The sequence below is a fragment of the Pseudomonas cichorii genome (assembly GCF_018343775.1).
GTDB classification, from domain to species: domain Bacteria; phylum Pseudomonadota; class Gammaproteobacteria; order Pseudomonadales; family Pseudomonadaceae; genus Aquipseudomonas; species Aquipseudomonas cichorii.
The window spans coordinates 1,802,869-1,826,697 of record NZ_CP074349.1; the positions used below are offsets into that span (position 1 = coordinate 1,802,869).

Here is a 23,829-nt window from a genome sequence, read left to right on the forward strand (position 1 = left end):
AACAAGCACGTTCCCCATGACCCTGTAGGAGCGCGCTTGCCCGCGACGGCATCAGCCAGATTCCTGACCTGCTAATGCCTGACCACAGCCCTGTCCAACCCAGGCCGAAACACCTGCTTCTCCACCAGATCCAGCGCATCACAGCCATCGCTCAACAGCACCAGCGCCGCATTGGCCATATACCGCACATCAGCGTCATCGGCCCCGTCCAGACATTCCAGCAGGCGACGAGCCATGCGGATACGCCGGTCAGCACTGGCAAACAGAAAATCCAGCGGAGCCTGACTGTCGATATGCATCACAGGGTTATCAGTGTTGTTGCTTTTGAGCGGGACAAAGCGGGTCATGCTGCACCTCCGCAAGGCGTGAGGGCAGGGGGATTGGGTGTGATTTTGAACATGGTTTAACTCCTGATTTAAATGGAGCTACCAGAAACTCACTTCCACATGAGTGGGTGGCAGCTGTGCGCGGGTGTGGAAGACCGGTAGGAGTAACCCGGCGCACCCGAAGGTGCCCCAGCGCACAGCCGCCATAACATAGCCATCGGACACCTTATGGCGTCCGATTACTGATACGTGCGTCTGCGCACTCCTGACACAGCGGGGCTTCCACACCCCATCGCTGATATGCAGCGACCGCGCGACTATAAGCCCCGAACCCGCTCCCTGCAACCCGCCCAGCCCTTGTGACACAAGTGCTTGAGCAATCTCGAATTTTTATCCTGGATTACGGGTTGTAACTTCGCGCCAGACCGGTACAATGGCGCGGCTCGCCGACTGGCGAGTGTCGTTATGGTGACCCCATCGGTCCCCCCGCAACGATTACCCGTCAACCTGGTCAGGCCCGGAAGGGAGCAGCCATAGCGGGAACATTGTGTGCCGGGGTGTGGCTGGTGGGGTTGCCACCTTTCTTAAGGTCCTTGGTTCTACAAGGACTTGTCATCAAAAAAACTCGAAATGTGGCAGTGTTCGTATGCGCAGAAATGGTGCGCATTTGTTGCATTTATCTTGCGAAAATCCGTCCTCCAATTCCTAGCGTGATAGTCGATAGTGGCGGGGAAGAGGTGTTGATCTGATTACCCCAAAGACGCCTGCTTATGATCGCCTAAGGAATGGCGATCCTTTCTGTAGCTTGTGCCCTGCCTCTAAATGTCCCAATATGATGGCATAGTGCTGTGGTCTCGATCTGCAGCTAGTGCGAGTATGAAATTCAAGGAAGGAAAAAAGCGATGCCATATACCGCTTCGATTCAACGTAGTGACCCTACAGCCTTTTTGTTTCTTGTGGATCAGTCCGGTTCTATGGGAGACACGATGGCAGGGGAGAGAACCAAGGCTCAGTTTGTTGCTGATGTCCTGAACCGGACTTTGATGAACCTTGTCACTCGCTGTACTAAATCAGAAGGTGTGCGTGATTACTTTGACATTGGCGTGCTTGGTTATGGGCATACTGGCGTCTCGAATGGTTTTTCTGGCGCATTGGGTGGCCAAATTCTTCATCCGATCTCCGCAATTGAGGCCAGCCCTCTACTGATTGAGGATCGTAAAAAGAAAGTTCCAGATGGAACCGGTGGCTTGGTAGAGCAGATTGTTAAATTCCCAGTATGGTTTCAGCCAGTGAGTAACGGTGGTACCCCGATGCGTGCGGCGTTAACCGGTGCTGCTGAAGCTTTGGTTGCGTGGTGCGATCAGCATCCGAATAGTTATCCACCAACTGTTTTGCACGTCACGGATGGTGAGTCCACGGATGGTGATCCCGAAGAGCTCGCTACCATGCTTAGGCAAATAGGAACTAATGACGGGCAAGTGCTGCTTTTAAATATTCATGTTAGTGCTAATGACTCAAGCCCTGTAAAGTTCCCTGCTTCCGAAAATGGATTGCCTGACTCCTATGCTAAGCTTCTTTTTAGTATGTCGAGCAACCTTCCAGAGCATCTAGTTAAGTTTGCACAAGAGAAGGGGTATTCTGTTAATTCAGAATCTCGTGGATTTGTGTTTAATGCGGATGCTGCCGAAATTGTTGAATTTTTCGATATTGGAACTCGTGCCTCGCAACTTCGGTGAGTTTAATGTTTGTAGACTTCGCTGCATCTGTCGCAAAGGATAGCGATGCTGAACATCTGAATGAAGATAGCTACCTTTTTAGTCTTGATGGAAAGGTGGCTAGCCTTAGTGATGGGGCTTCTGAATCATTTGATAGTAAGTCTTGGGCTGCGATACTTTGTAGTATGTCGTGCGCTGGCTTTGGAGTTTCTCCAGAGTCCATTTATCAAGCCGTTAAAGAGTATGCCGCTATTTATGATCCTTCAATGCTGTCTTGGTCGAAGGCTATGGCTTTTGAACGAGGAAATTTTGCGACTTTGCTATCTTGTGAGTACAACAAGGAGCGTTCCGAGGTGGAGGTCGTCGCGGTTGGAGACTCTGTAATAATTATTTGTGAGGATAATGAGGTCGTTAGGCGATTTCCACTTGATAATCCGGATCAGTTTAATGAGCGTCCAGAATTGTTGAGTACTCGAAATGAACTAAATAAGTTTTTGGGTGATCCATTGTTTAATACTAAACATGTTTTGGTTTCGCCGGTAAGCTCTCGGACTACTGTGCTCTTGATGACGGATGCAATCGGCCATTGGTGTTATAAATCTATAGCCGAGGGGCGAGAAGAGTGGCGCTTGCTACTTTCTATTTATTCAGATTTTAAGTTTAACGAACTTGTATTGGAGTCCCGGAAGGATAAGTCAATGAAAATAGATGATACTACTTTGATTCGTTTGAGATTCTAAGGTGCGCAAATGGGTTATCCGAGTCTCGAGCAGTATCAAGAAGCACTGCAGCATCCCAGAGTGGCGTTGCTGGACGGTGATCTGAAGAGCGGTAGTATCGCCACAAGTGGGCTTGGGCTCCCAAAGGTGATGTGCGGTGGTTTTGCTCTAACCTACACCATCTCTGTCGGGAGTGGGAAATATGCTGTTCGGTGCTTTCATAAGCAGTCTCCTGATTTGGAGATGCGTTATAAGGCGGTAAGCTCAAAGCTGAAAGCCTTGTCCTCGAATTATTTTTTACCTTTCGAGTTTCAGCCGCAAGGGGTACAGGTTCAGGGAGCTAAGTTTCCAATAGTAAAAATGGCTTGGGCTGCCGGAGACACATTGGGAGAGTTTGTCTCGGATAACTTTCGTAATGGCTCAGTTTTGGCGACACTCCGTGAAAGTATAGTTAAGCTTGCTTCTTATTTAGAAGCGCAGTTGATTGCGCATGGAGATTTGCAACCGGGTAATCTAATGGTTAGCCAAGGTGGCAGATTGATACAGCTTATTGACTATGATGGAATGTTCGTCCCTGAAATTAAACAGTTGGGTGCCGCTGAGATTGGTCACAGGAATTTTCAACATCCTAGTCGTACAGACAAAAACTTTAATGCATCACTGGATCGTTTTTCATTCATAAGTTTAGTGGTTGCCTTGAAGGCTTTGGAAAGAAACCCCGCTTTATGGGATGAAAGTCAGTCTGACTGGGACTCTTTTGTTTTTAGAGCTTCGGATTTTTCTGATCCTGCGTCCTCCAAGATTTTCAAGAAGTTAATTTCTGATCCTTTAAATTCAAATGACGCAAAATCATTTGCTTCTATTTGTTTAAGCAGCTTCGATCAAGTACCCAGTCTTGCGGATTTCTTAGCTGGGAAAGGGATTCCACATCGACAGTTTGAGGTTAAAAGCAGGCCAGCGGAGCCTGTTTCTTATTCGTCTCAATATCCTGTATTAAGTGCGGCTGACTACAATATTTTTGTAAAAAATATCGGGAATATGGTGGAGCTCGTTGGGCAGGTTGTTGAGGTTAAACATGGTAAGACGAAAAAAGGTGGTCGATCTTACATTTTCGTAAACTTCGGCCCATGGCAGGGCAGCATTGTGAAACTAAGCATTTGGCCTGCTGCACTGGCTAAAATGAAAAGCGCTCCATCTTCTTCTTTGGTAGGAAGCTGGATTAGCGTGGTAGGGCTTGTTGAGCCAGTATATTCGAATAAGAAATATCGCTACAACCATATCGCGATAGACATTTCCAGCCAAAATCAGATAAAGCATATTTCATCTGAAGAGGCGAAATTTAGACTCGCAGCCAAAAGCTTGAACGTTGCCGGACTTGGCAAAAATCAGGAGATAATCGAGCGTCTCCGAGTCCAGAATCCCGGCACGTCGTCTGTTATACCTCCTACCACTTCAGCCTTGCGTAGCCAGCCGTCTCACTCGGCTAATGCAGCTATCCTGCAAAAAATTCAGAATTCACAGGCCAGGCAACAGTCGCCTCAGCGTGTGCTGCCTCGAACGGTCGTTAATTCCCCCACTATGACTCAGCGACAATCAGTCCCCCAAGTCAGCTCTTCAAGTAAAAAGGCTAAGACTAAGTCTGGTGGAATTCCTGGGTGGGTTTGGATTGTTGGGCTTTTGATTTTGATCGCAATCGTTAGGCAGTAGCTGAATATTCCTTCTTATCTTTCATGTCTCTATGCCTGGCGATACACACCGGGCATGATTTACTCGATTATTTTTGAATAAATAAGTGAATATCACCATAAATTTTTGAATCGTTATGGCTTTTTGATATGCGGATGGTTTGATTAAGTAAGGTTTGAGATATGCCGAGTTTCTTGTTGAGGGGGATTTTGGAAAAGTCAACGTTAAAATTAGTACCCTGAAAATTTTATTTGCCCTCTCCCAATAAAAAGTACCGCCGCCTTATTATCAGCCAGTGGCACCATTTTAACCGCCGCATCATTAACAGTCATCAACGTATGCGTCGTCGCCTGGCGTGCTGTCTTCCCGTTCGGAAGCAAAATCCCTTCTGCTTCTTATTCAACAGCCGCCTTCAATCTTCCACAAACAGTTGATGCTTTCAGCCATACGCGATCTCACTATGTGGATAACCGCTCCATAGCGCCCTCACATTTAAAGCCGCCCATTGAAGACCGATGCTGTGCTCCCGATTTCTTTCCGGAGCCAGCGCCTCATGATGCGACCCGATGCCAAAGTCGAAAAAGTCTACCTTTACCCCAAACCCGTCGACTTCCGAAAATCCATTGATGGCCTCGCTGCCCTGGTCGAACTGGACATAAAAGTGGCGGTGTTCGATCCGGTGCTTTTCGTGTTTCTCAACAAACCCCGCAACCGTGTGAAGATTTTATATTGGGAACGCAATGGCTTTTGCCTTGGCTCAAACGCCTCGAGTCCGAGCGTTTCAAAACCTCGCCGGACATCGGTGACGAAGCGATCATTCTGACTGTCCACGAACTGAACTGGCTGCTCGATGGCTTTGACCTCTGGCGCAACCGTCCTCATCAGGTTTGACGCCGCGATTTGTGGCCTGATTCGGTATAATCCGGGGCATGAATTCTGTGCCCGAAAACCTCCCCGACGATCCTCAACTGCTCAAGCAAATGCTTGTGAAGATGCTTCACTCCTTCCCAACCGCTACGGGCAATGCAAAGTACAGCAGCGGATATTCTTGATACATGGACAGTGCCTAAGCCGCCATACCAGACAACGGGTGGCGGTACACAATATTTTGTTCCGAATAAATCACTGATGATTCAGGTGCCTACACCATGAGCGAAAAATTGAATTTATTAGAAAATGGCCAGAAAAAATGCCGTGAATTGCTTTGCAAATGTCCGAGTAGTGTTGCACTCCAATCTGTTGGTAAGCAAATTGAGTATTTGATTGAGCTTGAGAAGGGAACACATTCCGACCGTTCACGTCTTAAAGACATCACAATTGGTGTCTTGACGGCAAGAGAGATTGAGCCGTTGGATGCTGATGCAGCAGAGATTTTCTACCGAATTGCTAGTGCATCGTAACCACTGTCGGGCAGGTGGGGTTTATGGATCGCATACATCTCTTCTGCTCGTTGCGACCACCTTCAATCTTCCACAAACACTTTGACGCTTTCAGCCACCTGCGATCTCACCCTATGTGTAAAGCCCTGGGCATCACTGACGCCTTGTTCGATGCTGCCGTCGGCGCGCTGGATGGCATAAGCGTGGTTAGGCATAGGCTCGCCGGTAGTTTCATTGATGAGTTGGAACTTGTCGCTGAAGGGGGCCGAGAAGAAGGTGCCGTCGATGATGACGATAGGCGCAGGCAGAGGGATTCCAATCGCCGGGAATATTAAAGTAGGAGGCCAGCGATCTGCAATAAATGGGGGCGCGGTATGTAGGGGGCTTTCAGTGATTGAGTTATTTTCTCTCACTTTTTCCAGTATTAGCGCTGATGGGATAAAGAAGGTATTGGTGTAGTAACTATCGTATCCCCATGAAGCTGTGAGACGGACTTTGCAAGGGATTGATACTTGGTCCTCAATCAATGCTTTTATGTCGTCGTACTCCCTCAGAATGCTTTCGCTGCCTTTTTGGTTGGAATAAGAAAAATACACTTCGGAAGTGAAGTCGCGGTTTAGCCTGCTTTGATTTTTTGCCTCTACTAAGCCACTGGCTTTTGTTTTAATGACATGATCTGTAGAAAAGTCTGTATCGCGATCCAGAGAGCACGTCAATACTGGGCGTTGTTGGTTGCTGTTTTCGTAATTGTTGAAGGCGCGCATCAGATCAATGCTTGAGGTAAATTCAATCGTATAAAGGTTATTGGGGCCTCGCTCAAAAGACGATAACCTAAGCTCTGAGCGTGGGATGTTTGGCGTTTTTGCGCAGGCGGTACATAAAAGTGCTATTGCGAAAATAAAAGAGTGATATATGCTCATGTGCTAAAAGTCTGTTGCTAGCGTCAGTGATTAGGTTGTATGCAGACTTTGACTCTTGTACTGGACCTACGAATAGCCATTTGCGATTCTCACTTGTTAATCTGCTCTAGAATGAGTCTGGAGGGAATAAAAAGTATATTGGTGTAGTAAGCTTTATATCCATACGCCGTTATGAATACTCTGCAAGGGATTGACTCCTTTGACTCAAGTAGTGGTTTAAAAGCCTCGAAGTCGTTTAAGTCCCGTTGAGTTCCATCAGGATTGTTAAAGCGAAAGATAAGCTCGGAGGTGAAGATGTAGTTTGGTCTTGTTGAACTTTTTGCCTCTACTCGTCCTGTAGCCCCTATGTTGATGGGGGCTTCTACTGTAAATTGTGCATCAGGATCCAGGGAGCAGATGAAGCTGGGGTTTAATTGGTTGCTATTTTCATAGTCATTGAATGCATACTGCAGATCCACGCTTGAGCTGAAAGTGACAGTGTAAGGGTATTTGGGTGCTGGTCCGAATGATAAAAGATTAAGGTCAGCTACCGGTATTTGTGCTGTTTTTACGCATGCTGTGCACAAAATTACTGTCAGGTAAATGATGCAGCGAAGTGCTTTGATTTTCATAAATGGCATTTATAAGTTCGATATGAATTTACGCTCACTGCTATGAGTTTAGGTTGCAGTGAGCGCTTAAATACATTGGTAGCGCATGTGATTCAGGTAGTTATGTTTATGATTTGGTGGTGTTCAATTTTTCCAGCATTAGTTTTGCTGGTATAAGTAATGTTTTGCTGTAGTAAGCTTTGAATCCGTAATAAGTGATGCGTGCTTTGCAAGGAATTGAATCTTGAGCTAAAAGCAGAGGTTTTATCGCATCATAGTCATTATCGTTACGCTGTGTTCCATCCGGGTTGGTATAGTAAAAGATCAGCGATGCAATATAGTTATGATTAAGTTTGCTTTCTTTTTTTGCCTTTACCACGCCTTCGGCTTTTATGGCGATAGCATGATCTGCCGAAAATTTGGTATCGCGATTCAGGGAGCAGATCAGCATGGGGGGCAGCTGGTTGCTGTTTTCGTAGTCCTGAAAAGCTGTCAGTAAATTAATGTTGGAGGTGAAGTCGACAATGTAAAAATTGTTGGGTCCTCGCTCAAAAGACAATAGTGTCAGCTCGGCCTGTGGCACGCGAGGTGTTTTTGCACAGGCTGCGCACAGTAGCACTGCCAAAAGAATGAGGCTGCGATATATATTCATTGGCCAAAAAATCCGGTAATCGACTCGAAAATAAGATCACGTGCGGATTTTGCTCCTTGCACGGGCTCTATGAACATCTGGCCTGCCGAAGCATGGTGGATATTGGCAGTTTTATTTATTGTCGGACATGAGGTCATGATCCATTGCTCTCCAAAATCTGCGACGCTATCCGAGGCGTCTGGATTAGTGGATTCAGCAAGAATGTTGATCCAGGTTTCGGCAACAGGAGAGGGCTCTGAAAAATAAATGTCCGAGCCCAGCCATACCAGAAAACCCTCACCTACAGGGTCCAGCGTGACTAGAAACTTAACGGTATAACCTTTTTCTGACAGTGTTCTTGACAGGTGCGCTCCATTCCATCCACCTAAGCTATGCCCGACGATATAAACCGCACAGGATTTATTAGGTATATTGTTGATGAAGTGAGTCTCTATATCACTGTCCCCCTTTGCGTCGTTATAGCTTTTTGACAACATCCTGGTTTTTTCAAACGCAATTTTATTTGTGCCGAGCGTTTCTGCGAGTTCTTTTTTTGCATAGTCAACGTTATAATTCGGCCCCTGAAAATAATACGACTCCTGATCCGCCGCCCCCCCAATAAAAAACACCACCGCCTTCTTCTCTGCCACCGGCACCGTTTTAACCACGGCATCATTAACCGCCGTCAACGTATGCGTCGTCGCCACACACGCTCTCTTCCCGTTTGAAAGCACAATCTCTTCTGCTTGTTGTTCAGCGGCCATTTTCAATCTTCCACAAACAGTTTGATGCTTTCAGCCAGATGCGAGCTGATCATGTGGGTAAAGCCCTGTGCGTCGCTGATGCCTTCTTCGATGCTGCCGTCGGCGCGCTGGATGGCGTAGCCGTGGTTGGGCATGGGTTCGCCGGTGGTTTCGTTGATGAGTTTGAGCTTGTCGCTGAAATGCACGGGCATTGGCAGCAGCCCGCTGAAGGGGGCCGGGACGAAGGTGTCGCCGATGATGACCGTGCCGGAGCCGCCAATGATGATGTTGCCGTGGGCACCGGTGCTGTCGATTGTCGCGGCGTTGAGGCCGTTGATGAAGACCGTTGAGCTGACGCCGCCGGTGATGGGGCTGCCGCAGGCGGATTTGTCGGTCATGCGGGCTGCGGGGAGGCCGTCGAAGTTTACATCGGGGGAGCCGCTGGCGATCGGGTTGGTGCCGTGCCCAGGCAGTGGGCAGCTGGTGGGGTCGCCAAGGCGGGCAGCAGGTTTGCCACTCATGCGAAATTCCATTTCAAAGTGTCGGATAGGTCTGACTGGCAAGCCGGATCGTTCACAGCTTGTCAGCGATGGCATTTTAAGTGCGTACCCGACGTTCAGCAATGGATGACGTCTGTCTTCCTGGAGCATGTGCGACGCCAGTAGCGGATCACTTCCCGCTTCGTTGGGGGCTCACCAGGCTCACGGAGATCATACAAGGCCTCCGCCGTTACCCATTACGCAAGCAGTTGAGTGTCAATAACTCAACTGCTGATTCAGTGCGGTGTATGGGCTGGTTAAGTCATAAATTTTTCGGTAGTGATTTTTCGGAAAGATAAGCCGCCCACCCCGCTCCTAGAAAGGTTGTAGCGGTCCAGAGCCCAGCCATTCCTGCCAAGGTTATTAAATTAGGTAACTCGTCATAATAATTAATGAGTCCTCCCATCGTCAGGGCAACAAAAAATATGCCAACCTTGAGTTCGGTTGCGACCGAACGCAACATCCGTCCTGATTCTCGTGCTTTAGGGAATTTCTCGGTTCTGTTCCATGGAAGGGAAATTTTCACGAGCGGTGCCAGGAAGCCGCACATGTTTGTCCATCTCAAGGCATTCTCGATAAGGATACTATTCAAGAAGTCTTTGACCCGTACGCCGCCCATCATCTGGAATGTAATCCATTTGTCACCATAAAGCAGTGCCACGCGGGCCGCACTGAATATGATGGATGAAACCAGTATACTGAAAGGGATGTCCGACTCGGCCCATGCGGGGAAAACCGTTATCGCCAATACGACGATAAGCATGTTCAAGGGTATTGCGAAGCGGTGTAGATGGGTACGCATGATCAAAATGAAAGTATTCCATTTCATTTGTCCTCGGGTCAGCGCGGATAAATAGCCTCGCCAATGATGCAGTAACTGTTGTGTCGGGCCTGCTGCCCAGCGAAAAATCTGTTTCTTAACGGCTTCAAATGTTTCGGGCAACAGTCCGCGTCCTGCCGTATCGCCCAACACATTTCCCTTATAGCCCGCCAGCCCCATTCTTATTGTGAGTTCAGAGTCCTCTGTCAAGCACCACTCACCCCATCCGCCTATTTCAGTAATAACGTCGCGACGGAACAGGCACATGGTTCCAATCGATAGGCCAGCGTCATATTCATCCAGCGCAGGCAATACCATTTTGGGGTAGGGCGTATAGGTGTAGTAAGACCCCGCCAAAAAAACGTTTTCTTCGTAGCTATGATAGTCATGACTGAGTTGGACATAGCTGATATCCGGGTCCGTGAAAAGCTTTTGATACTCCTCAAAGTAAGCTGACTCCACGATGTAATCTGCGTCCACAACGGCAATAAATTCTGTATGAGACGGTGACTGGCGAAGCGCATAGTTCAACGCACCTGCTTTGGCACCCGTGATTCCTTCGACATGCCTGAATGATACGGACTCGCCCTTGACTTCACAGTGCGCTTCCAACGGTTGCCAGATCTGCTCATCTTTAGTGTTATTGTCGATGACCAAAAGATGTGACTGTCTCCCCAAGTTGTTTGCAATGGCATCAATAGACATTTTGACGACTTCGGGAGGTTCTGAATAAGAGGGCAGATGGACGCACACGCTGTCGAAATCACTGCGCTCTGCCAACCGCTCGCGAGCGCGTGTCATTTTCGGGAAGTGCATGTTGAATTGAGGAACATTTAACAGAGGCTTGAAGGGGGCCGTGAGCATCATATAAATAAATGAAAATAGTATTCCGACAACAATTGATCCCTCTATTTCAAGGGAGGCATAATGGATGACGAGGGCTGTCAGCATTAAGAAAAAGGGCAGATACTCTACGGTCGTGACTGCTATGCCCATTGTATTGGTTAAAGGTAAAAACCATTTTCGTGTTTGAATTGCCAGGGTCAGTGAGACCGATGTGCCTATTAAAATAAACATCGCCTCTTTAAAGGGTAGAAACGCGCTGGGTGCAATGACGATGATGAGCCATAGGAGAGAAATGTTGACTTCACCTGTTCCCCTGACGTGATGGGCTAAGCGTTTAATTGTCAGGACGAGTGTTGCCCAAGCCGCGAATAATAATCCGACTGTTATATGATATTCCACGTTGTGCTCCCACAATGATTTTGGATGCGTAAAGGAAATGAATCAATATCTATCAGGGTGTTGGCTGTTTATGCAGACGCTCATCAGTGTCAATTGACTGTTGCCGCAGCGTGTATCGAACACGCCTTGTTTCAGGGCGAACATTGTCTTTTATAGAGAACTGCCCAGTTTTACTTATGGCTCAGGGTTTATTTTGATCCGTTCGTTATCGGCTTTTTGGGCGTTATCGAGGCTGCCGGCATCGAACCGAAGTGCAAGTGTGTTTGCATATGCTTCTGTTTTTCTGAAGCAGGCACCCCTGTATTCAGGCCGTTTCACGGGTATTTATTTATTGATTTCAATGGGTTAGTGCGCAACTGATCATCGTCGAACTTCCCTGGGCTCCTTGATAAATCAAAACGATGGAACCGTTCCACCTAGGCAGGCAGATTACGATCGGTGGATATTTATTTTCGTTAGCTGACGGTGTGTTTAAGTAGTTCTCTGTGGGCGAGATTGCGGAGGTGGCGTTCAGTGACTCCAAAACAATTGGCAATTTTCTGCGCAGGCATGTCTTCTGTAATTGCCTGTTGTATAGCCACTTTTCTAAACGCATTAAAGATACCCCAGGCAGAGGGTATATCAAGGCTGCCACTGGCACCGACATGAGTAATGAATTGTTTGTGTGTTTTTTCTGAAATAATAATTTCTATCTTTTTTAAAAAATCTTGATGGGATTTATTTATGTACAAACGACTTCCTCCATAACGTCGGATAAAACAGGACATTGTCAGAATGCCGTCATTTTCGGCCAGCTCGGCAGCCAGCCAGGGCAGGGTGCATAATAACGCATGTCGATGCACTAAATAGAATCTCTCTATTTGCGAAAAGCGATCGTCATCCCGGTCTGGTAAGCCAGAGAAGAGCGTATAGAAGTCTATGTCGGCCATGCATCAATCCTTGTCGTATCAAGAGAAAGTAAGAAGCCAGGTGTGATGTCTTAAACGTCTTGGTACATCTTATCTATGAGCACGGTGTTCTGGCTTGTCTGAACAGGTCAAAGAATTGATTGTGCGAGCCATGGTTCGGTCAAATAGGAGTTAAAATGAACAAGGCATCTGTGTGGGCGTCGGAATTTTCTCCGGAGCAACGTGTTTTTCAATGGTTTTATATGTTTAATGAGAATGTCTGTAATTTTCCCACGGACCTCTGGGAGAAGAGCTTCAAGATTCATGGTGTGACGGAGGGTTTCAACGCTCATTTCTACGCTCAGCAGTTCGGTGAATTCAATGTAACCTCGCTGCGTTCTACGCCATGGAAGATTGGTTGTAGTGGATTGCCTGAGACGCACTCGCTTCCTGCAAGGAGATTTTTGGTTTTTCAGCGAAAAGGAAGTATTCAGTACGTTCAGAATAATAAAATGATCACCTTACAACCCGGTGATTGGGGATTGTTTAATCTCGGGGTCGAAACTGAAGTGCTTCTTCATGAGGATGTGCACTTGATCATGATGACCTTTCCGGCAAGTCAAATAGATTCAATACTGTCGTTGGTCGAGATGCAACTGCCTTTCCGTTTTGACAGCACGCGTGAAAAGAAATCACAGTTATTCTACAACTCTGCATTGACACTCATTTGCGACGAGTTGACATACGGGGCGGAGACAGGAGAGCGTATACTGCAAGCATTGATTTATTTGCTGAAGGAGACTATCGAGAGCTATAGCATCGTGCCCTTTGATTTGGCGAAGTCAAAAAATAGTCATTACAGGGATTTGAGTATCCAGTATTTGAGTGCGCATTTGGATGATATGTCTTTTTCGGTCAGTAAAATGGCGAAAGCATTGAGGTTTAGCGTGAGGACGCTCAATCGAGTGATGAGGGATGTGCACGGGGAAAGTGTAGAAAAGCTGTTGTGGAAAATGAGGCTCGAACAGGCAAGTCAGGCGTTGAAATTGCGCAGCAATGATCGCTTAAGCCTCACGGATATCGCGTATTCATGTGGTTTTAGCAGTGCTTCGCATTTTTGTAGAAAGTTTAAAGAGTGCTGGGGCGTTACACCAAGCCAGTTCAGGATGCAGCACAGGTGTTAATGAAGTTAATCAGTCTCACTTTAGAGCTCTGTGAAGGACCGCCGGACAAGCCGCAAGCGGATGGCATCGTGACCTGAAATTTTATCGAACTTTTCACGATATAGTCTCCCTGTCTACTCAGTAAGGCCGGTGTGGAGCCTATTGTCAGTGTTTGCAGCCAAGCCACGTTGCTCTATTGTCCGTCTTTCCTGGTTAAGTCCCGTGCCGCATCGGACTGATAGGCCGCGAGACTTTCAAGAAAAATTGCTGGCAGCTTGGCTGCAGTTCTTATCCGTTAGTGATCGGCTTTTCAGAGCCCTGCCATAGGCACGAATACGCCAGGCTTGTGCTGCTCTTTCTCCGAGGTCGGCTCTCGTAAATTGGGATGCCATCCGGTTGCATCGATACCAGGTTGAATCAGAAGTTGAAAGCCGTCCGAGAAAAAGGCATCGACAGGTTCCTTTCCGGGATTGAAGGCCCAATAGTTGCGCTTGCCATTTTTCTCGAAGACGGCATAGAACGGCAGATTACAGGTTATGGATTCCACCGGTTCACCGAGTTTGGCAAGCGTTGCAATCCATAATTGTACAGTGCCGGGGTGTAACGACCACTCTGTCAGTTCCGATTCAGAAAGACGATCAATAGTCGCCTGTGCGGCCGAGGCATTGGTCAATGCCTGAGTCATCGCCATTACGTTTCCCCAGCGCGGCCCGTTGTGATCCCAGTCAGCATAAATTTTGTTTAGCACAGCCTGTAAATGCGGATTACCATATAAATAAGTCGAACTTGCCTGGATCGGCAGGAGATTGACACCCAGGGCTTCGGTCGGACGAACATCAAACCAGGACCTGCAGCTTGCTCCACTTGACCATAACATTCCAACAAAAGGCTGCGCAAAATTGTCGGGAAAACTATCGTCCCAGCGATTGAACCAGTAATCGAGTGTTGTTTCGCATTCGGCGGTATAGAGCATGATGCCAAGATCTTGAATTTTTTGATCTTCCAGTAAACCGCCTAGCAGTGCTACCGATGCGGCAAAATTGATCGATTCGCTTGATGGCTCGGCGTTAAGTCCTTGGGAATAGGCACCACTGCCATTACCCCAAGAGTGACCCGAATAGGCATCAAAGCACCGCATGAACGGAAAGAGGGTGCTGTCACGCTCAGGGTTGGCCACATCGCCTATTATTTTTAACAAAACAGTTTTGATTTCAGGACGATTAATCCAGGCGCGATCGTGCAGTCCTACGGCGGCGGCCGCTCTTAAAAAATAACCATAATAATAGATATGATCATTCATGTGCTCAGCCACTCCGTGTACCGAGCAGGGCGTAAATAACAACGTCGTCCACTGTTTGTCGTAGTAAAAGCCTGTTTGGTCGCGCATTTCAAAATAGCTTTCCAGCTTGTATTTGATGGTTTCTATAAAATGCTGAACAGCTGAATCATGGCCAACGTACCGAGCAGTGTTCGCCATGTCTGCCAGGCGAACAAGTGCTTTACCGGCCCAATATCCATCGTCTGATGAATACCCTTCCAAGGGACGTTGCCATAAGGCTGTTGTTGCGGATGCAGTGTGGGCATCGTCGATCAATTGATAGGTGTGAGCTGTCGCATCGACGATCGGTGGAAGGTAGGGCAGGAAGCTGCGCTTTTTCATGTCTACCGAGAATTCAGTTACATCAACAAGGGTCATGAGTCCGCGTGCAGAGGCATAATGACCAAGGGCGACAAGCCCGCTGCTTCGACGCCACTGATGCGGTAACAGCGCTTGCAGAAAGCCGCCACTTTGAGATTCATCATCATTGTGCATCGCGAAATGCATCTGAACGCGTTTCTCTGAATGATCCACTTCCCACTCGAAGCCTTTGTCCACTGGTCTTCTTGTCCCCTGAAGAAGGAAGTGCTTTAGCAGTGTTCCCTCTAGATCGGGAAGAACGTGCACGGTCACGGCGGAGTCGTGTTTGACACCCCGGACGCCCAGCGTTTTATTATCTTTGCACTCCCAAGAGCAACCTTTGTAGCAAATCAAATACTGCACGTCTTTGGAAGTTGCAATAATCGCCTGGTCATCAGGGCAGGCAGAAAAGTGGGTGGTGTGTTCAAAAGAGATGTCCAGATGTGAAGGGCCCTCAAACCAGAAATGAACAGAGGGACAACCCTGAACAGCTCGCATGGTCATGCGCTGGTTTTTCCCCTCCCAAACAACATCCACTGTTCTGTCGGAGTAATCCTGTACGCCGAAGCTTACTGCCTCATCCTCTGCCAAGCGAAGGGTCAGGTCATGTAAAAAAGGCAGTTCAAATGTTCGGTTATCTGGTGTGATTTGCACGGCTCTTGGATAGCCGATTTTCATGCCGCTCTTCGTCGCCTGGAAACATAGCGGCAAGGCATACATCCTTTCGCAAAACTGCTTTTCTTCTGCTTGCCACAACATAGGAGTCCACCATTTATGTGTAGTGGGCAGCTTTTGCATTAAACCTGCGATCCGAGGACGGGCAGGCTGCATACGTCCAGAGCGAGATTGGGTTGCGGGAACAGGTTGTCTCTGGCTTTGCTCATCATCCCACAGGTACTCCTGAACCCTGTCCAGAGCCCAAAGATCATTGCCGGAAATTGACTTCAAGTCGCCGCAATCTTCATTGGAGAACGTTTGGAGTGCGTAAATGGTTCTCAACTCTTCGGTCAGAATACCGCTTGAATCCTGGCGTGCGGTCAACAAAATAGCAGCGGCTTCATGCGGCTTCATTCCTTGTTGTACACGCCGGTAGAGATGAGCCTCCAGTGTTCTATGCTTTTCGCAGAAATAGTTGAGATTGATGTTTGCCTGGTGCATTCGTTCGGCTTTCGCCTCACGTAATCCTGCATCGCCGAGTTTGTGTATTTGGTGATAGTTTACAGCCGAATTTTCAAAGCTAATGTGTCGTCCCTGCTGGATAAGATTTAAGCAAAAGTCAACATCTTCAACACCCCAGCCCTTATAGGTTTCGTCAAAGACGGCTTCTTTGCCATAGCGTCTGTCAAAAGACATATTGGCTGTTGTCCCCCAAATCCAGGGCATCAACTCAGCACACAAAGAGGGCTCTCCTGGTGAGTTGTCAATTTCATCCCCCATCACCCATAATTTCAGGAACTCATCAAAATCATTCATGATTTGTCTGGGCGAAATGAGTGCCTGCCATGTGTCATCGGGTAAGTATGGAAATGAGAATCCGGCAGAAACGCTAAGGCGTTCATAATCAGTTGGTATCAGGGGCAGAGCGTTCCGCCAAATGGTCAAGGCTCGTTTCTTCCATCCAATGCAGATCACGGAGGGGTCACGCTGCAACGCTGCACGATGCTGCTCGACAAAATCAGGTGCGGCGATTCGGTCATCATCACAAAGAATAATTAAATCTCCTGTGGCTTCTTCCAGGCCTGCATTACGTGCGGCTGCGCGGCCACCACACGCCTGAGATCGAACCCGAATCGGCAGTCTATCGATATAGTTCCGAATAACATCAAGTGTATGATCACTTGATCCATCATTAATGATGACAATCTCATCCGGCGCCTCAGTTTGAGAAACCAGAGAGGCGAGCACAAGATTAAGGTATTCTGCTTTGTTATGGGTTGGGATGATGACAGACGTTCGCAAGGTATTCTCCTCGATAGTGTTGACGTGGTTTTGTTTAGGCTGCGCGAAGGCAGACAGTCGCTATTCAGCGATGCCGTTTTGTGTTCGAGACTGCTGTCAAAGCAGGTGTCTTATTTGTAATTGGGTGGCAATACGTGCCCATCAATTAAAATAGAAATCCCTACCGCGGTACCCTGGGTATTGCATAAGTTAACAACTTGCAGGTGACTTTTTCAGCGTTTCCTTGCACAGATCTGCATGGTTTTCAGGGTTTAAATGGTTAGAGCTTAAGCATCGTGGCACTTCCCTGTGGCCTTGATGAATCCCCCTGTTGGGCCGCAGAATTAAATGGCAGCGCGTTTAAGTAGTTCTTTATGAGCGAGATTTCGGAGATGGCGTTCAGTGACACCAAAACAATTGGCGATTTTCTGTGCAGGCATATCTTCTGTAATGGCCTGCTGTATGGCTACCTTTCTCAAGGCGCTGAATATTCCCCATGCAGAGGGAATATCAATGCTTCCACTGGCACCTGCGTGAGTGAGCAGTTGTTTATAAGTTTTTTCTGAAATAATTATTTCTATTTTTTCTAAAAAATCGTGATGTGATTTGTTTATATATAAGCGACTTCCTCCATACCGGCGGATAAAACAGGACATTGCCAGAATTCCGTCATTTTCAGCCAGCTCAGCAGCGAGCCAAGGCAGCGTGCATAATAGCGTAACCCTATGCTGTGAATAGAAACTCTCTATTTGCGAAAAGCGGTGATCATGACTTTCAGGCAAGCCGGAGAAAAGCGTATAGAAATCTATGTCGGCCATACAGCTATCCTTGTCGCACTAAGAGAAAGTAAGCATTCAAAATGCCATGTCTTAATCGTCTTGGTAAAGCTTATCTAAGGGCGCAGGGGGCTGGCTTGTCTGAACAGGACAATGAGTTGATTGTGCGGGCCATTGATCGTTTAGCCAGGCAATAAAAGGAACACGCCGTCTGTGCGAACATCCGGTTTTTACCCTGGGGTTCTGAAGGCGTGTGTTTCAAGGTTCCGGTATTGTGGCGGGTTCAGCGCTCATTGACATCCCCCGCCTTTCGGTGAGGTTTATGTAATTTTTCTGAGTTTTAATTCAAGAGGGATTGCTTGAGATGAATAAACTTCCCTGCACTTTTTTCGGTCATTAATGGCGGAGTATTGGGGTTTAGCGTGAGGACACTCAGTAGAGTGATGAGGAGAGGCGGCGTTACACCAAGCCCATTCAGAAAGCCGCGCAGGAATGGATGGTTTTCATCAGGCTCACGTCAGAGAAATTTTAAAGGAACGCTGACGGACAGAATGGATTCGTTGCTCTTGAGTGGAATGCTGGAATAGCCTGATTGTTGGGGTGATCCATTGGCGCTGTTCCGGTATCGTATGTGGCGAAAGTCGAATTGTGTGTAACGATCGCTTCCCGTGCGCAGCTTGTAAGCGATGCTGTATCGCCAAGCCTGTTCTGTGAGTGATGTCTGTTGTTGAATGTCGATAGACCCGGCAGGGCGGGCATTCCAGGCGTAAGTGTGGGCAATACCGACTGTCAGTCCTCGCTCTTCCTTACTCAATTTGTATGTGATGCCTGTATACAGGGCGCGCTCGCCATGTGCATTGAAGTCTGAACGGCTATCCCACCCTATATCCATGCGACCGTTGGATGATCCATAAGCGGGTGTCATGCGTGGTGTGAAATATCCCATCGATCCTTCTGCTTTCACGGAGGTAGCCTCTATCCGCCACCCCAGTGAGCCTTGGGTGGAACCAATAGTCAGGGCTTGCAGCCACGCCAGGTCGGTATACTGTGCGTCTTCCTGTTTCTGGTCTCGTGCAGCATAGAGCTGATAGGTCATGAGTGCCGGCATGAGCGTGATATTGACAGGCCGTGAGACTTTAAAGAAAAACTGCTGACGGTAACCTTGTGCTTGTCCCCATGCGGCTTCAACTGAGTAGTCTTTGTCATCTTGATATTTTAATCCCAGAGTGTGCAAGTAATGTATTCGGGTTCTCCCATCGCCTTGTAAAAAAGAGTCTGTCTTTGTATACCATGGTGCTTTGTATTGATCGCTCCAAAAATAAGACATTTCAAGAACACCTGACGGCTGTGGCAGTTTTACGCCGGCTTCCAAACCGCGATAGGTTCCAGGTACGAAGCTCCAGTTTGTCGCCAATAAGCCTTGACCGTGGGGTTGTAAATACCCAAGTCGAGCCCAGAACGGGCCTGATCTCCATTTGCCGGCAGCCTTGTAGTAGCTCCAGCCTGCCCTGTCCCCTGAGTAGCGTTCTTCGGACAACTGTTTTTCTTGAGACAGTCCCATTGTGTTGGGATGAATACTGCCTTGGCTTGCCGTCAAGGGCGCGCTGCTGAAAAGGCCTATATCCAGCCCTAGGGTATTTAGAGCATACCCTGATGTAATGTCTATATTTTGTGCAAGAACAGCTTGTTTCAATGTGCTTTTGACGTCGCTGTTCTGTGCCGTAGCGTCCCATTCATGACGTGTACGTTGCCAGTAATTAAGGTGGCTTGTTACTTGAGTCTGCTCATAAAAACCTTCCTCGGTTGTCTTGCACTCTGCTATTTTTCCCCACGCGCTTAGGCCCATAAATAGCACTGAGCTTATTGCCTTGTTCATGCGTTTAAACATTGTGAGGCTCCTCCTATCACTGACGAGCAGGCGTCAGTGATTCAGCAATCAGAGAATTCGGCCTCGTAAGCTCAGTCTTGTCAGTCGCTCTTCCCACTCCATCAGATTTTTATACCAAGGTGCGGTAAAGCAGGAAGGATCACCCGGCATATTTGACTGCGTGGTCAGTTCGGTGACGATTTCTTTGATTCCAGCCTCAATGTCGATTGAGGGTGTGAATTTTAATTGTTTCCGAGCTCGATTAAAGTTCAAGCAGTAGTCACGGCTGTCTGCGTTGTTAGGGGCAATGATGATCTGTGCAGAACTTACTTGTTGTGCAACGCACTCGGCAATTTGTTTAATGGTGTAATTCAGCGTATCGCCGCCCACATTGAATATGCGTTCGGGCACTAACTCTGTGTCAAGCTCAAGTGCCAGCAGCACAGCCCGTGCGACATCCCGAACATGAATGAAGGGTCTTTGCTGGCAACCATCACCGTCGATTCTTATCACGCCTTCACGCATCGCCATATGCGTCATGGTGTTGACGACCAGGTCATAACGCATGCGTGGAGCGAGGCCAAACACCGTTGCATTGCGCAGCATGACAGGTTGAAAGTGTGTGTCGCCCAGCGCTAACAGGCTATTTTCCACCTTAAGTTTCAGTTCCGCATAAAGGCTTTGAGGAACGCAGGTCGCTTCTTCTTGCAAAGGTTCATTTCCGGACCGCCCATAAACAGAGGCCGAACTCATGTAAACGTAGTTTTTGACTCCGGCTTCCTTGGCCGTCCGGGCCAGATGGCAGGCACCCTCGTAGTTGATCGAATACGTTGCATGACGTGAGATCAAGGCTGCCGGGTCGTTGCTGAGTCCGGCCAGGTCCACCACGGCATCGACATGCTCAAGCAGAGAGGCCTCTATTTCGCGTATATCTCCCCGGATTACCAGAGTTGACGAAAGCTCAAAATCACCATTGCGCCTTCCGAAAAAGAAACGGTCAAACGCGATGACTTCATAACCGCTTTTAACCAGAAGCTGGCATAAGACAATACCGATATAACCGCCAGCGCCTGCTACCAGGATTTTTTTACTCATGATGCGACCCCTTGATGAGCCACCACTGGAAGTCCTGATAAATAAAGCGTGTATAGCAATGCGACTATCCGATCGCATTCGGCTTCGCTCATGTCGTTATAGATAGGCAGTGCCAGGACACTGCAGGCGAGTTCCTCTGTCAGTTTCAGATCGGTTTGCTGGGGTGAGGCATACGCCGGCATCAAGTGGCACGCTGGCGAGTAATACTTGCGAACCATCACATTGGCCGTTGCCATTGTGTGTTGTAGTTCATCCCGATTCATTCCATAGTGTTCGGGGTCTACGCGTACCGGGAGGTATTGCCAGACCGGTTCCTGTTCCCCTGTCGGCTGGCATACATTCAGGCCAGGTATGCCTTCCAAACCCTGAATCAGACGCGCAGCAGCTTGGCGTCGGCATTTGAGTTGCAACTCCAGAGATGGCAACTGAGCCAAGCCGACAATCGCATTGATTTCACTCATCTTCCCGTTGAGCCCTACATATAGGCATTCGCCCTGATCGCTTTGACCAAAGTTGCGAATTGCCGCTACGCGGCTCATCAGTTCAGTGTCATTAGTGCATACGCAACCGCCTTCCAGAGTGTTGAATGGCTTGGTCGCGTGAAAGCTGAAAATCTGCCCATCGCCGAATCCACCAATGCGCTGACCCTGATAAAGGCTGCCAAATGCCGGCGCGCTATCGATGAACAACCGCAGCCCGTTCTGTTTAGCAAGTTTCTCCAGAGACTTGTAGTCGTTGGCATAACCGTAGACATCCACTGCTAGAATGGCTCCAGTGTTTTCGGTTATTTTTCGTTCTATGTCGCTCAGATCCGCGAGGGGGCAATCGAGGCTCTGGATTTCTGCGAACACAGGGATGGCACCTGCAATAACAATGGCATGCACCGAGCCGACAAAGGTAAAGGAGGGAACGATGACTTCCTTGCCTTTGAGATCAGCGGCCATCAGCAGCGCGATCAACGCCTGTTCTCCGTTGCAGAACGCCAGAGTCGGTACCGATAGATAGTCGCTCAGTCGAGCTTCAAATGTTTTGAGTTGAGGACCTCCATTGGTGACGACGCCACTGTCCATGCTTGATTTGAAACGGGGGGCAAGAATTTCAAAAGGAGCAAAAGTGGGTCGTACTATTCCCAGGCGTTTATCGGTCTCAGGTTTCAGCGTATGGGGATTCATGGTCATGACTCCAGTTAATGGATATTAAGTGCAGAATTAATAACGGGAAGGGTCAGGTTCTTTGACGTACCGCGTCGTAAGCCTGAGTGCATACACTTATAAAGGCCGCGATCCCGATGCGAACGAAAAATAATGAAAGAAGTTGTACGCAGACCATCCAGGATGACATCGGAACAGCAAGTAGAATCAAACTGGACAGCGCGACACTTGACAGAATCCAGATCCATAGCAATTGGTCACGTGTTCTCGACCAGCGTCGAGCCCTGTCAGGCGCTGCATGTTTTGATACCAGTCCCTTGGTGCCCCAACTGATGTCACTGATATTTGCCAGTGAATAAGAAGTCATATAAAGGTTGAAGACGGGCAGCAGTACAAGATAGAGACCAAACCAGCGGCCGACCTGTCTCAGGTGTCCCCAGGATTGGGCGACGATGGCGATGATCACGAACAGGAGTGTGGCACCTATGAAGTAAAGGCTTTGCAATGTGCTTCCCCAGAGTGTCAATGCCCAGCCGGACACCATGACAATCCCCAAGGTACAGATAGCGGTGATATGCCACCGTTCCCCTCTGCGACTTCCGATATTAATTTGTCGACTGATGAGCAATACACTGGCCCATAACAACAGGAATCCCGTGGCTGCCCAATAGCCGTTCGATTCGGCGACGTGCGCGGCAGTACCGATTTTCGTGCTGGTGTAGGCAACGCCTGTAGCCATTAATACCGTAATAAACACAGGCATCATCAGTTGTGTTGCAAACTGCATCAGCCCCCAACACAATGACAGTAATACTCCAGGAATACGCTGTGTTGAGATGCTGTGCTGCTTCATCATTTTCGGTAGTTGTTTTGCCGAACTCAGGCGGGCCGCCACCGTGCTATTGATCCAGCGCCTGCGTTGCCTGATAAGTTCGCCAAAGTCAGGACACAAGTCCGTTTCTACCTGCGCCTGCGGGCAATAACGGACGGTACTGCTATGTTGTAGGTTCTTGACCAGCTCAAAACCCATGACTCGATCTTCGGCCAAGAACAAATTGCACTCGAGTAGTCCTTGGGGTTCCAACCCTCTTAAATACTCATCAATGGGGGCCCGCTCCTGACTTTCAGGCTCACAGAAACTCTCCCAGCGAATCAGGCTGCATTGTCCTGGGACCACCTCCAGATAGCGGCACAGATTACCTACGGGCCAATCGCTGACTTTTTCCCAGAGATAATCGGCGTATTGCCAGTTTTGCTGGAGGTTCATGTTTTCAGGCACAGGGGTCAGAATGCAGGTGGTTACCGCACCGCACTCAGGTTCGTCGTGCATGTGTTGCAATAAGTGCTTAAAACAATCTGGAGCGGGAATAGACCCTGCATCCAGTTGCATTGCGAAGCGTGCCTTGACCTTGCTGCCAATGCCCCAGAAGAACCAGGCATGGCTGTCGAGTTTGCTGGCATTATGCAGCTTGGTAGCCAGTAATACGGTGATCGATGCACTGGACTGCTCGCCGACCCAGTCTTTCCCACAACGTTCGAGTAACTCATTGGCAGGCAGGTTTTTGCCTTGAAGTATTATCCTGTTTTCAGCTTCTGCCAGTGCTTCATCCATTGGTTGACGCCGGGGGGAGAGCCCCAGACTTTCAAGCAGCAGGGTGGTCGAAGCATCTACGCAGTGCATACCATCAAGTACTATACACACCACGATCCTTGGGACCGGTGCGGCCATGTATCTGGCAAGTTGAATCTGATTGCGTGCCACCCCTGCCAGCGTGTCAGCCACGGCTTGGGCTTGTTCGTTGTAAAGCGTCAGGCACACCAGAATATCGGCATCAGTGGTGGGTAATTCGCCAGCGATAATAGTATTCTGGCTGCAGAACGTCTTGCGCTGGAAGTGTCTTTTCCAACGTTCCACTTCTTCATTATGTTGTGGCTCGACAGCGGTTAGTTGCATATGAGGT

Annotated in this window: 19 protein-coding genes, 1 other RNA gene and 1 pseudogene; 7 read left to right on the forward strand and 14 right to left on the reverse strand. The window is 48.4% G+C overall.

Going from position 1 to position 23,829, the window contains the following annotated elements:
* Positions 1-71 precede the first annotated feature (71 nt).
* The gene (locus KGD89_RS08025) at positions 72-347 is read right to left on the reverse strand and encodes a hypothetical protein (protein WP_025259276.1); all 276 of its coding nucleotides are present in this window, start codon (positions 345-347) and stop codon (positions 72-74) included.
* Positions 348-801: 454 nt separating this feature from the next.
* Here KGD89_RS08025 and ffs point away from each other — a divergent pair.
* From ffs to KGD89_RS08055, 6 genes and pseudogenes are all read left to right on the forward strand, one after another.
* Positions 802-898, forward strand: an RNA gene (gene ffs, locus KGD89_RS08030) — signal recognition particle sRNA small type.
* Positions 899-1,228: 330 nt separating this feature from the next.
* Entirely contained in the window at positions 1,229-2,062 is an 834-nt protein-coding gene (locus tag KGD89_RS08035) for a vWA domain-containing protein (RefSeq protein ID WP_025259277.1), read from the forward strand.
* A gap of 5 nt (positions 2,063-2,067) precedes the next feature.
* Positions 2,068-2,781, forward strand: coding sequence for a hypothetical protein (locus KGD89_RS08040; RefSeq protein WP_025259278.1), 714 nt, complete (start codon positions 2,068-2,070; stop codon positions 2,779-2,781).
* 9 nt (positions 2,782-2,790) lie between these two features.
* Complete coding sequence (locus tag KGD89_RS08045) at positions 2,791-4,467, forward strand: hypothetical protein (protein ID WP_025259279.1); 1,677 nt, start codon at positions 2,791-2,793, stop codon at positions 4,465-4,467.
* A gap of 535 nt (positions 4,468-5,002) precedes the next feature.
* Positions 5,003-5,337, forward strand: a pseudogene (gene tnpB, locus KGD89_RS08050) (IS66 family insertion sequence element accessory protein TnpB).
* 257 nt (positions 5,338-5,594) lie between these two features.
* The gene (locus tag KGD89_RS08055) at positions 5,595-5,846 is read left to right on the forward strand and encodes an immunity protein Tsi6 family protein (protein WP_074568933.1); all 252 of its coding nucleotides are present in this window, start codon (positions 5,595-5,597) and stop codon (positions 5,844-5,846) included.
* A gap of 62 nt (positions 5,847-5,908) precedes the next feature.
* Here the strand turns inward: KGD89_RS08055 and KGD89_RS08060 are convergent, their stop codons facing one another.
* The 7 genes from KGD89_RS08060 to KGD89_RS08090 form a co-directional block, all read right to left on the reverse strand.
* Positions 5,909-6,745 carry a hypothetical protein gene (locus KGD89_RS08060; RefSeq protein WP_025259280.1) on the reverse strand — a complete coding sequence of 279 codons (837 nt, stop codon included), beginning with the start codon at positions 6,743-6,745 and terminating at the stop codon, positions 5,909-5,911.
* An 89-nt stretch (positions 6,746-6,834) separates the two neighbouring features.
* Positions 6,835-7,365: a hypothetical protein gene (locus KGD89_RS08065; RefSeq protein ID WP_236250082.1), complete on the reverse strand. Its 531-nt coding sequence runs from the start codon at positions 7,363-7,365 to the stop codon at positions 6,835-6,837.
* A 97-nt stretch (positions 7,366-7,462) separates the two neighbouring features.
* On the reverse strand, positions 7,463-7,987 hold the full coding sequence (locus tag KGD89_RS08070; RefSeq protein WP_025259281.1) for a hypothetical protein: 525 nt from the start codon (positions 7,985-7,987) through the stop codon (positions 7,463-7,465).
* Positions 7,984-8,730: a hypothetical protein gene (locus KGD89_RS08075; RefSeq protein ID WP_025259282.1), complete on the reverse strand. Its 747-nt coding sequence runs from the start codon at positions 8,728-8,730 to the stop codon at positions 7,984-7,986. The genes KGD89_RS08070 and KGD89_RS08075 overlap by 4 nt, the downstream gene beginning before the upstream one ends.
* 2 nt (positions 8,731-8,732) lie before the next feature.
* Positions 8,733-9,230: a PAAR domain-containing protein gene (locus tag KGD89_RS08080; protein WP_025259283.1), complete on the reverse strand. Its 498-nt coding sequence runs from the start codon at positions 9,228-9,230 to the stop codon at positions 8,733-8,735.
* 280 nt (positions 9,231-9,510) lie between these two features.
* Positions 9,511-11,313 carry a glycosyltransferase gene (locus KGD89_RS08085; protein ID WP_143008693.1) on the reverse strand — a complete coding sequence of 601 codons (1,803 nt, stop codon included), beginning with the start codon at positions 11,311-11,313 and terminating at the stop codon, positions 9,511-9,513.
* 455 nt (positions 11,314-11,768) lie between these two features.
* Positions 11,769-12,242: a hypothetical protein gene (locus KGD89_RS08090; protein ID WP_025259285.1), complete on the reverse strand. Its 474-nt coding sequence runs from the start codon at positions 12,240-12,242 to the stop codon at positions 11,769-11,771.
* Between the two features lie 155 nt (positions 12,243-12,397).
* On the opposite strand from KGD89_RS08090, the gene KGD89_RS08095 reads away from it, so the two are divergent.
* Entirely contained in the window at positions 12,398-13,384 is a 987-nt protein-coding gene (locus KGD89_RS08095) for a helix-turn-helix domain-containing protein (protein WP_025259286.1), read from the forward strand.
* Between the two features lie 289 nt (positions 13,385-13,673).
* Here KGD89_RS08095 and KGD89_RS08100 read toward each other — a convergent pair whose 3' ends face one another.
* From KGD89_RS08100 to KGD89_RS08125, 6 genes are all read right to left on the reverse strand, one after another.
* Positions 13,674-17,000: a glycosyl hydrolase gene (locus KGD89_RS08100; RefSeq protein WP_074568931.1), complete on the reverse strand. Its 3,327-nt coding sequence runs from the start codon at positions 16,998-17,000 to the stop codon at positions 13,674-13,676.
* Between the two features lie 323 nt (positions 17,001-17,323).
* On the reverse strand, positions 17,324-17,797 hold the full coding sequence (locus KGD89_RS08105) for a hypothetical protein (protein ID WP_025259288.1): 474 nt from the start codon (positions 17,795-17,797) through the stop codon (positions 17,324-17,326).
* Positions 17,798-18,272: 475 nt separating this feature from the next.
* On the reverse strand, positions 18,273-19,643 hold the full coding sequence (locus KGD89_RS08110) for a lipocalin/fatty acid-binding family protein (protein WP_025259289.1): 1,371 nt from the start codon (positions 19,641-19,643) through the stop codon (positions 18,273-18,275).
* Between the two features lie 48 nt (positions 19,644-19,691).
* The gene (locus tag KGD89_RS08115) at positions 19,692-20,717 is read right to left on the reverse strand and encodes an NAD-dependent epimerase/dehydratase family protein (protein ID WP_025259290.1); all 1,026 of its coding nucleotides are present in this window, start codon (positions 20,715-20,717) and stop codon (positions 19,692-19,694) included.
* On the reverse strand, positions 20,714-21,889 hold the full coding sequence (locus tag KGD89_RS08120; protein ID WP_200985751.1) for a DegT/DnrJ/EryC1/StrS family aminotransferase: 1,176 nt from the start codon (positions 21,887-21,889) through the stop codon (positions 20,714-20,716). Before KGD89_RS08120 ends, KGD89_RS08115 begins: the two co-directional genes overlap by 4 nt.
* 52 nt (positions 21,890-21,941) lie before the next feature.
* Entirely contained in the window at positions 21,942-23,822 is a 1,881-nt protein-coding gene (locus KGD89_RS08125) for a glycosyltransferase family 2 protein (RefSeq protein WP_081741919.1), read from the reverse strand.
* Between the last annotated feature and the right edge of the window lie 7 nt (positions 23,823-23,829).